Origin of the sequence: Streptomyces sp. UNOC14_S4 (assembly GCF_020740835.1) — a bacterium.
Taxonomy (GTDB): domain Bacteria; phylum Actinomycetota; class Actinomycetes; order Streptomycetales; family Streptomycetaceae; genus Streptomyces.
This window is the reverse complement of sequence record NZ_JAINFC010000349.1, coordinates 1-8,246: the sequence shown is the minus strand read 5'-3', so window position 1 is coordinate 8,246 and position 8,246 is coordinate 1. Positions and strand designations below refer to the sequence as shown.

Genomic DNA, 8,246 nt, shown 5'->3' with positions numbered 1-8,246 from the left:
CAGTTGTGTCTAAGGAGCAGTCCCTCCCAAGTCCCGGGCGAGGGCGCCCGGATGACCTATGGCCACGGCTCGCGGGGTTGCGTCCGGTGCGTGTAGCGTGCGCAAAAGCAAGCGACCCCCGTGGTGTTGGAAGCACCGAACCGGGGGTCTTACCTGCGAGATCGAAAGCGACTCGATCCCTATGGCTGTTGCTCAGCTTAGCGCTGACATGCCCGCGTACGCTCCCCCGATGGCGGCTCCCGGATACGGAAAACGCTCCGCGCCGGACCAGAAGCCCAAGGCGGAAGGCGATTTCGCCCACCTCCCCGCCCGCGTCGCGCACATCGCCGCCTACATCGACCGCCTCCCCGACGGCGCGGCCGTCGACGGCAAGACGCTGGCCAAGGAGATCGCCCTGTACGGGCAGATGGCCGTCCTCAGCGCCCTCCGCCTCCTGGAGAAGGCCGGTCACCTCTTCCGCTTCCGCGACCGCGTCGGCGAGAACGGCACGCAGTGGGCCTGGCGTACGTACTTCTCGCGTACCGCCCGCGAGGAGTCCTGGTGGCAGCGGTTACGGCGGGGCGACGCGCCGAAGGAGCAGACACCGGAACCGGCTCCGGCATCGGAACCGGCGCCGGAGCCCCTGGAGGCAGAGGCCCTGGAGGCAGAGCCCGCAGCGGCCGAGGTCCCGGTGAAGACGCCGCGGGCCCGCGCGTACGCCGTCCTCGCCCAGGTCGGACTCGTCGACCCCCGCCTGCCGCTTTCCGCCTCCGAATGCGCCCAACTCGCCCCGCTGGCCGCCGAATGGCTCGTGCGCGGTGTCACCGATGCCCAGCTCATGAGCGGGCTGACGGCCGGGCTGCCGCCGGACGTTCATTCGCCGGAGGCCTTCACCCGCAAGCGGTTGATCGCGAAACTTCCACCCGAACGGGAACACGTCGCCCCCGCGCCTGACGCCGGGGCCGCGCGCCCCCGCCTCCAGGAATGCCGCGAGTGCCGCGTTCCCGGCCGCCCCGAGAACCTGCCGGGTGGCCTCTGCAAGGACTGCCGGGGCGGTGAGGGCGGCGAAGTCCCCGTCGGGGAGGTGGCAGCCGTCCACGAGCTCTGCGCCGACATCCGCGCCGAGATGAGGAGTATGCGCGGCGGCCGGAACCCGAATCGGCGTATTTAGGGCTGGGCGCGGCCGCTCGTGGGGCCGGAGGCTGCTGGTGAACATCTCTGCTTCGCATGATGTCGTTCACCCAGGAGTGCAGTCATGGCCTTTCGTGTGAAGAAATACTGTGCGGTCGCCGTCTCCGGTGCCGCGTTGACGGTGGGTCTCGGCCTCGCCCAGCCCGCCGCCGCGACCGCCGCGGCCGATGTGCCGCCCGGCCCCATCGTTTCCTTCTACGCCGGGCAGGACCTGCACGGCAGAGAGATACCGGTGGACATCGCCAGGACCGGCTGCCAGGCCCTCCCGGAGCCGGCCCGCTCCGCGGTCAATTTCTCGGTCGTCGACATCAAGGTCTACTTCAACCCCGGCTGCGAGCCCGGAAGCCCCGGCCAGCCCAGCGATGTGTACTACGTGCTCGGCAGCCTCAACCAGGGGAACTTCCCCTATCCGGCCGTCAGCTACGAGGTGGTCGTCCGCTGAGTCGCGGCGAACCGTTCCTTTCAGGCCGCCTGAACCGTTGATTCCGTTGTGCGGTAGTTGCCCGTTCGCTCACGGAAGGGAACTGAAAGGAACCATGGTGCGTTTTCGTCGTCCGGTCGCCGTCGGCCTCGGTGGGGCCGTCCTCGCGCTGACCGTCTCTATGGGTGCGGCGTTCGCCGCGGACGGATCGTTCGCGTGGATCGGGCCCAAAGGCAAGGGGTACAGCATCACGGACCCGCCGGACGGCCACTGCTTCGACATGGGGCAGGAGGCGCGGGGGGCGGTGAACGGGACCAAGAAGTCGCTCACCGTCTACACCGGCAAGAAGTGCTCGGGGAGCGCGACAAGGCTCGCCCCGGGGAAGTCCGTACCGGAGAAGACGCCGTTCGCGAGCGTCAAGTTCGGTACGGAATAGATCAGGATCTAACGGCTATTTCACCCGTAAGGGTGGACAGGCCTATATCCACACATATGTGGCGCGTGCGGCACTAGTGTGTGCGGTGGCGCCCCCGAGTGGGGCGCCCCCCTTCGAGGAGGAGCCGACTTCTGTCGGGTTCGCGGAGGACCCTGTCAGAGGGTTCCTCCGGAGCGCTCACCGGCTATGGCCGCGGCACCGAAAGGGGGGCGCCCAATATGACGGGTCGCCACCGGAAGCCGCCTCTGTGGGAGCGGATCACATGGGTGATTCGCGAACTGTGGAGGTGGATGATCCGTAAGTGACCGGAGGCTAGAACAATTAGCCTCCGATCGGAATCACTCCCGGTTAGCCCTCGTCACGGAACTTGCCCTTCCGTGGCGGGGGCTTCTTCAGTTGTGGGAGCGGATCGCTGAAACAGTGATCTGTGAACTACGGAGGTGGATGATCCGTAAGTGATCGGAGGCTCGAACAACTAGCCTCCGATCGGGGTTGTTCCCGGTTAGCCCTCGTCGCGGAGTACGGTCCGTGGCGGGGGCTTCTTCAATTGCGTACGGCCGAGAAGACTGTCCACAGCCGTACCCCTGGTTGACCAGTCCAGGTGCCCTCAGCCTAGCGCTCCCGTCCCGGCCTCGCCCAGATATCGAGGCGCGTCCCGCACCCCGCGCGCCCCCTGCTTCGCTATCGCGCCCCGTCCTCCGGGCGTGCCGTCGCGTCGATGACGCCGTGGACGACGGCGAGGATCTCCTCCGGTGTCGCCGAGGCGAGTTCGGTGAGGGTGCCCGCGTCGCGGGCGAGGACGATGCCGGTGAGGGCGGCCACCGCGATCTCCGCCTTCAGGCGTGCCTGGGGGACGCCGTCGGTGGTGAAGTGGTCGCCGAGGGGGTCGACCAGGCGCTCGTAGAGCTGGGTGCGGGCGGCGTCCTGGACGACGGGGTCGCTGTACGGGGTGACGGTGGCCCGCGTGACCGGGCCCGGGCCGTGCTGGGCGAGCTTGCGGAGGAGGCTCAGGAGACGTTCGTCGTCGAGGAGGTCGGCGGGCGCGGCGCGTTCCGACTCGGCGCGCAGCGTCGCGAGGTAGAGCTGCGGTTTGCCGCCGAAGTAGCGGGCGATCAACGCCGGGTCGGCGCCCGCGCGTTCGCCGATCTCGCGGGTCGTGGTGCGGTCGAAGCCGCGCTCGGCGAAGAGCTCGTGCGCCGCTTCGAGGAGACGTTCGCGGGTGCGGCCCGCGTCACGGCGCCGACGCGGGGCGGTGACGGCGGCCGTGGCCGCTTCCGTCGTCCGGCCCCGGGACGGTGTTTGCTGCTCGGGGCTCATGGGAGTCTCCGCTCGTCGGGTACGGGCCGCGCGGAGCCGGCCGCGGGCGTAGCGAGACCGTCGTCCGTGCGGAGGGCCTGTCCGGCCTGCCCCGCGGCCCTGGGGTCGCCCGCCGCACGGGAGCGCGCGGGCAGGACGACGGTGACCACGATCGTAACCAGCCACACGGCGCACCCCAGCAGCGCCGCGGTTCCGTAGCCGTCGGCGGACGGCAGCGTCGCGCCGGGCGGGGTGTGCGCCTGGAGCACGGTCGCGCTCAGCGCGCTGCCCGCCGAGTAGCCGACGCAGCGCAGCACCTGGTTGAAGCTGATGGCACTGCCCGTCTCGTGCGGGGGGACGGACTGCACGATCAGGCCGGGCATCGCCGCGAACGTGCAGCCCACGCCGAGCCCTGCGACGGCCATCGCCACGAACAGCTCCCACAGGCTGCCCCGCGCGCCGTAGAAGAGCGCCATGGCCAGGAGGGAGACCGCGCAGCCCACCGGCAGGACCGCCCGGGTGGACAGGCGCCGGGCCAGGACGGCGGCCAGCTTGCTGGAGACGACGCTCACGGCGGAGAACGGCAGCAGGATCAGACCCGTGACGAGGACGGACGCGCCGAAGCCGTAGCCCGCAGTGGTGGGGGTCTGCGCGTAGCGGGTAACCAGGGAGATCAGGACGTACATGCCCACGCCCGCGATGACGGCCGTCACGTCGGTGGTCAGGACCACCGGATTCCGTACCAGCCGCAGGTCCACCAGCGGGTGCGCGCAGCGCAGTTCGTGCGCCGTCCACCAGGCGAGGAGGACGACCGACACCGCGGTCAGGCCGAGCAGGCGGGGAGAGGTCCAGCCCCAGGACTCGCCCTCGCCCAGCACCAGCAGCACCCCGGCGAGCGCCGCGCCGAGGAGGACGGCGCCGCGCACGTCCAGGGGCGTGCGCGGCAGGTGCCGCGTCGGCGGGAGGACGAGCGCGGCGGCGGCCAGCGCGACGGCGCTGATGCCCGCCGCGAGCCAGAAACCGGCGTGCAGGCCGAAGAGCTGGGTGAGCAGCCCGGTGACCGGGTAGCCGAGACCGACCCCGGCGACCAGGGTGATCGACAGCATGCTCACCGCCGGCCGCGACCGCTCGGCGGGCAGGCTCTCCCGGGCGGTGGCGATGGCCAGGGGTATCAGGCCCAGGCCCACGCCTTGCAGTGCCCGGCCGGCGAGCAGTGGCCCGATACCCATCGGCAGCGCGGCCAGCACGCTGCCGATGCCCACGACGGCGATCGCGCCGAGGACGACGCCCTTGCGCCGCGGTCCGTCCCCCAGCCGCCCCATGGTGGGGGACGCCACCGCGCCCACCAGCATCGTGATCGTCAGCGACCACTGGGCAGTTGCCGGTGAGACGTGGTCGACGGCGGCTATGCGGGGTACGAGTGGGGCGCCGAGGCTGCTGACCATGGCCACGACCATGCCGATGTAGACGAGTACCGGGGTCAGGGCGCGGAGGCGCCACCCTGGCGCCGGCGGGGACGTCGTCCCCGCGCCCCGTGAATGCGTTGTATCTGCGTCGTCCATTGCCGCCCCCCTGCGTCATCAGATGATGTCATCGCATGATGACATCCGGGGGTGGCGGGTGCGCCTATCGGGGTGCCTCTTGTGGATCGTGCGCGGCTGCGGGTCCGTTGTGGCTGGTCGCGCAGTTCCCCGCGCCCCTGGAGGGGGCTTCGCCCCCTGGCCCCGGCGGTTGCGTGCGGGTCGGTGGGGGCTGGTCGCGCCCACGCGGCGGAGCCGCACAATGTCACAGCCCCGCGCCCCTGACGGGGCGCCCCTGTGCCCGCCTCGGTGCTCGTCCTCAGTACTCGTAGCGCAGGATGCATCCCACGTCGCGCCAGCCCGGGGTGTGGGCCATTGCCCACAGGGCCAGGCGTGCCGCTGTGGACAGTTTTTCGGTGCCCGGCATGTCGGCGGGCCGTACGGCGTCGAGGCAGTGGAGGCCCGCGTGCCAGTTCTCCAGTTCGGCGGGGTCGTCGATCGCCCAGTGGAGGGTCGCCCCCGCGCGGCGTACGGGGGTGATGAGGCGCTGGTGCCGGATCCCGAAGCTGCTGAAGCCGTCGAAGAGCAGCTGGCCGCTCGGGAAGCGGGCGGTGATGTGCTGGACGAGGCGCTTGCCGTCGTCCTTGTGGAGATACATCGACAGGCCCTCGAAGACGGCCGCCGTGGGGCGGTCCGCGGGCACCTCCTCCAGCCATGACGCGTCCGTGACGGACGTGCCGACCACGCGGTAGTCGGCCGCGGGCGGGGGCGGCAGCAGCCGTTCGCGCAGCTCGACGACCTCCGGGTAGTCGACGTCCACCCAGCGCACGGTCGGCGGCGGGCCGACCCGGCGGACGCGGCTGTCCAGCCCGCATGCCAGGTGCAGCACCGTGGCCTCCGGGTGCGCGGCGAGGAATTCCGTCGTCCAGTCGTCGAGGAGCTTCGCCCGCAGGGCCACACCGAAGGCCGTGGACCGGGTGATCCCCGTCCGGCGGAAGTCGTAGTCGATGCGCTGGACGGTTCTGGCCGCTTCGTCGTCGCCCAGGACCGGTGTCCTGGCCCGGCTGTCGAGGGCTCGGCCGTAGAGGGTGGCGAGCATGGTTTCGGGTGCGCCGTGCAGTGAGATTTTTTCCTGGCCGCCCATGGCGGCCACGGTAGGGGGTGGGGTGCGGGTTCGGTTTATCGGCGCGCCGTTGCGCCTATTGGGTGCGTCTTGCGCTCCGCGCGCGGCTGCGGCCCCGGTGGGGGCTTGTCGCGCCCACGCGGCGGAGCCGCATATCGATACAGCCCCGCGCCCCTGATGGGGCGCCCCCTGGCGGGGTCAGTAGTAGCCCTTCGTCCCGTCGAGGAGTTCCCTCACGATGTCCGCGTGGCCCGCGTGGCGGCCGGTCTCCTCGACGAGGTGGATGAGCATCCAGCGGAGGTTGGCGCTGCCGGAGTGGAAGTCGGGGTGGCGGCCGACGTCGTCCAGGGAGGCCGCGGCCACGATCTCGTTGCTCCGTGCGCACTGGGCCTCGTACTCCGCGAGCAGCTGCTTCAGCGGGATGCCGTCGGTGCGCCAGTCGGCACCTTCGTTCGTCTCGTCGAAGGACGGGTTCTGCGTTTTGTCGCCGCCCAGGAACAGCACCTCCAGCCAGATGTGCTCGACCCATCGCATATGGCTGATGAGCCCGGCCATCGTCATCGCCGGCGAGGTCGGGATGACGGAGCGGTGCGCGTCGGTCTCGCTCAGGCCCTCGCATTTCCATCGCAGGATCCGCCGTTGCAGATCCAGCCAGCCGATGAGCGCGGTGCGTTCGTCGGCCTGCAAAGGAGGACGCTCAAGTGAAGGTGCCATGCCTGCACGTTAGAGCGCCCGGTCTCCGGCCGCCGCGTGATTTTCGACTCAAGATTCGTCGGACAGGCCCTGGTCCGCCAGGGCGCCCGACAGGAAGTCGCGGATCAGGGCGGCCCACTCCTCTGGTCGTTCCGCGGCGATCGCGTGGCCGCAGGGGAGGGTTTCCAGGCGGGCGCCCGGGATGCCGTCGGCGAGTTCGCGGGAGTGGGACGGGGTCGTGAGGACGTCCTCCGTGGGGGAGACCACCAGGGTCGGCGCCGTGATGCCCGGCAGGTCGCCGCGGACGTCGATGTGCTCGAAGAGGGCGAGCTGCTCGTCCGTGCCGTGGGGCAACCCCGCCGCGAACAGCCCCAGTTGTTCCTCGACCTCCTCGCGCGAGCGCGCGTCCAGCCACGTCGCGCCGCCCACGACCAGCGAGAGGTACGAGGCCAGCGTGCGGTCGTCCCCGGTGCGGGCCAGGGCCCGCCAGGTGTCGATCACCAGCATCAGGCGGGGGTTGGGCCGGGCGAAGCCCGAGGAGAGGACGAGGGCCCGTACGCGCTCCGGGTGACGGGCCGCGGCCCGTACCGCCACCGCCGTGCCCATGGAGAAACCGGAGAGCGCGAAGGATTCCGCTCCCGCCGCCACCGCGGATTCCACGACATGGTCCGCCAGCAGGTCCAGGGAAAGCCCCGACGACGGCAGCGGAACTTCTCCCGAACCCGGGAAGTCCGTCCCTATGACCCGGAATCCGAGCGCGAGTTCACCGAGAATCGGGCCGTAGCTGTCCTGGATATCGCTGCCCGCGCCGTGCGCCAGAACGAGCGCCGGTCCCGAGCCCTGAATGAATGTGGTCACGCGGCGGAGAGTAGCCCGGGAAGTGGTTGGGCTGGGCGGCGATTCATCCCGGTATATACCGTGATTACCGGGGCAACCACTCGAACGAGTGGTCGCCCTCTACTCGTACAAGTAGTGGTACGCACCGCTTTTCCCTTCCTAGGGTCGAGGGCGAGAGGCCGGACAACACCCCTTGAAAAAGCGGAAGGAAGGCCATGACGCCTCCCCGTATCTTTCCCTTGACCTCGTACCAGCGTGACATCTGGGCGGCGGAATCACACGCGCCCGGTGACCACCAATTCAATGTGGTCGTTCACGAGCGGCTCGACGGACGGGCCGACCTGAATGCGCTGCGGCTCTGCCTGACCGGTGTGCTGCGCCGCAACGAGGCGTTCTCCCTGCGTTTCGACGAGCTGGACGGGGTGCCCGGCCAGTGGGTCGAGGCCCCCGAGGCGGACACCGACGCCGCCGAGTGGGTCGCGTACCTCGACTTCTCCGGCGAGGCGGACCCGGCCGCCGCCTGCGCCGCCTGGCGGGACGCCGCGTACACCCGCCCCTTCCCGCTGCGCCGCGGGCGGCTGTTCACCGCCGCCGTGCTGCGCGAGAGCGACGACGTCGCGCATCTCTTCCTCAACGCCCACCACATCGTCGCGGACGCCTGGGCCGTCAACCAGGTCTCCCTCCAGACCTGGGCCGAGTACGCGCGCGTCACCGGCGGCGCTCCCGAGACCCCGGACGCCCCCGCCCTCC

Annotated in this window: 9 protein-coding genes; 4 read left to right on the top strand and 5 right to left on the bottom strand. The window is 70.7% G+C overall.

What is annotated here, in order from left to right; genetic code table 11:
* Positions 1–229 precede the first annotated feature (229 nt).
* From K6I34_RS25970 to K6I34_RS25960, 3 genes are all read left to right on the top strand, one after another.
* Positions 230–1,150, top strand: coding sequence for a hypothetical protein (locus tag K6I34_RS25970; protein WP_229329072.1), 921 nt, complete (start codon positions 230–232; stop codon positions 1,148–1,150).
* A gap of 84 nt (positions 1,151–1,234) precedes the next feature.
* A complete protein-coding gene (locus tag K6I34_RS25965; RefSeq protein WP_229329070.1) occupies positions 1,235–1,612 on the top strand; it encodes a hypothetical protein in 378 nt (125 codons plus the stop codon).
* Between the two features lie 94 nt (positions 1,613–1,706).
* On the top strand, positions 1,707–2,027 hold the full coding sequence (locus tag K6I34_RS25960; protein ID WP_229329068.1) for a hypothetical protein: 321 nt from the start codon (positions 1,707–1,709) through the stop codon (positions 2,025–2,027).
* Positions 2,028–2,708: 681 nt separating this feature from the next.
* Here K6I34_RS25960 and K6I34_RS25955 read toward each other — a convergent pair.
* From K6I34_RS25955 to K6I34_RS25935, 5 genes are all read right to left on the bottom strand, one after another.
* Positions 2,709–3,344, bottom strand: a complete 636-nt coding sequence (locus tag K6I34_RS25955; RefSeq protein ID WP_229329066.1) for a TetR/AcrR family transcriptional regulator — start codon at positions 3,342–3,344, stop codon at positions 2,709–2,711.
* The gene (locus K6I34_RS25950; protein WP_229329056.1) at positions 3,341–4,885 is read right to left on the bottom strand and encodes an MFS transporter; all 1,545 of its coding nucleotides are present in this window, start codon (positions 4,883–4,885) and stop codon (positions 3,341–3,343) included. Before K6I34_RS25950 ends, K6I34_RS25955 begins: the two co-directional genes overlap by 4 nt.
* 277 nt (positions 4,886–5,162) lie before the next feature.
* Complete coding sequence (locus K6I34_RS25945; RefSeq protein WP_229329054.1) at positions 5,163–5,987, bottom strand: class I SAM-dependent methyltransferase; 825 nt, start codon at positions 5,985–5,987, stop codon at positions 5,163–5,165.
* A gap of 177 nt (positions 5,988–6,164) precedes the next feature.
* Positions 6,165–6,680, bottom strand: coding sequence for a DinB family protein (locus K6I34_RS25940; RefSeq protein ID WP_229329051.1), 516 nt, complete (start codon positions 6,678–6,680; stop codon positions 6,165–6,167).
* A 48-nt stretch (positions 6,681–6,728) separates the two neighbouring features.
* On the bottom strand, positions 6,729–7,517 hold the full coding sequence (locus K6I34_RS25935) for an alpha/beta fold hydrolase (protein ID WP_229329049.1): 789 nt from the start codon (positions 7,515–7,517) through the stop codon (positions 6,729–6,731).
* 194 nt (positions 7,518–7,711) lie between these two features.
* Here K6I34_RS25935 and K6I34_RS25930 point away from each other — a divergent pair.
* Positions 7,712–8,246 (top strand): condensation domain-containing protein (locus K6I34_RS25930; protein ID WP_229329047.1); only part of this gene is annotated, 535 nt, incomplete at its 3' end.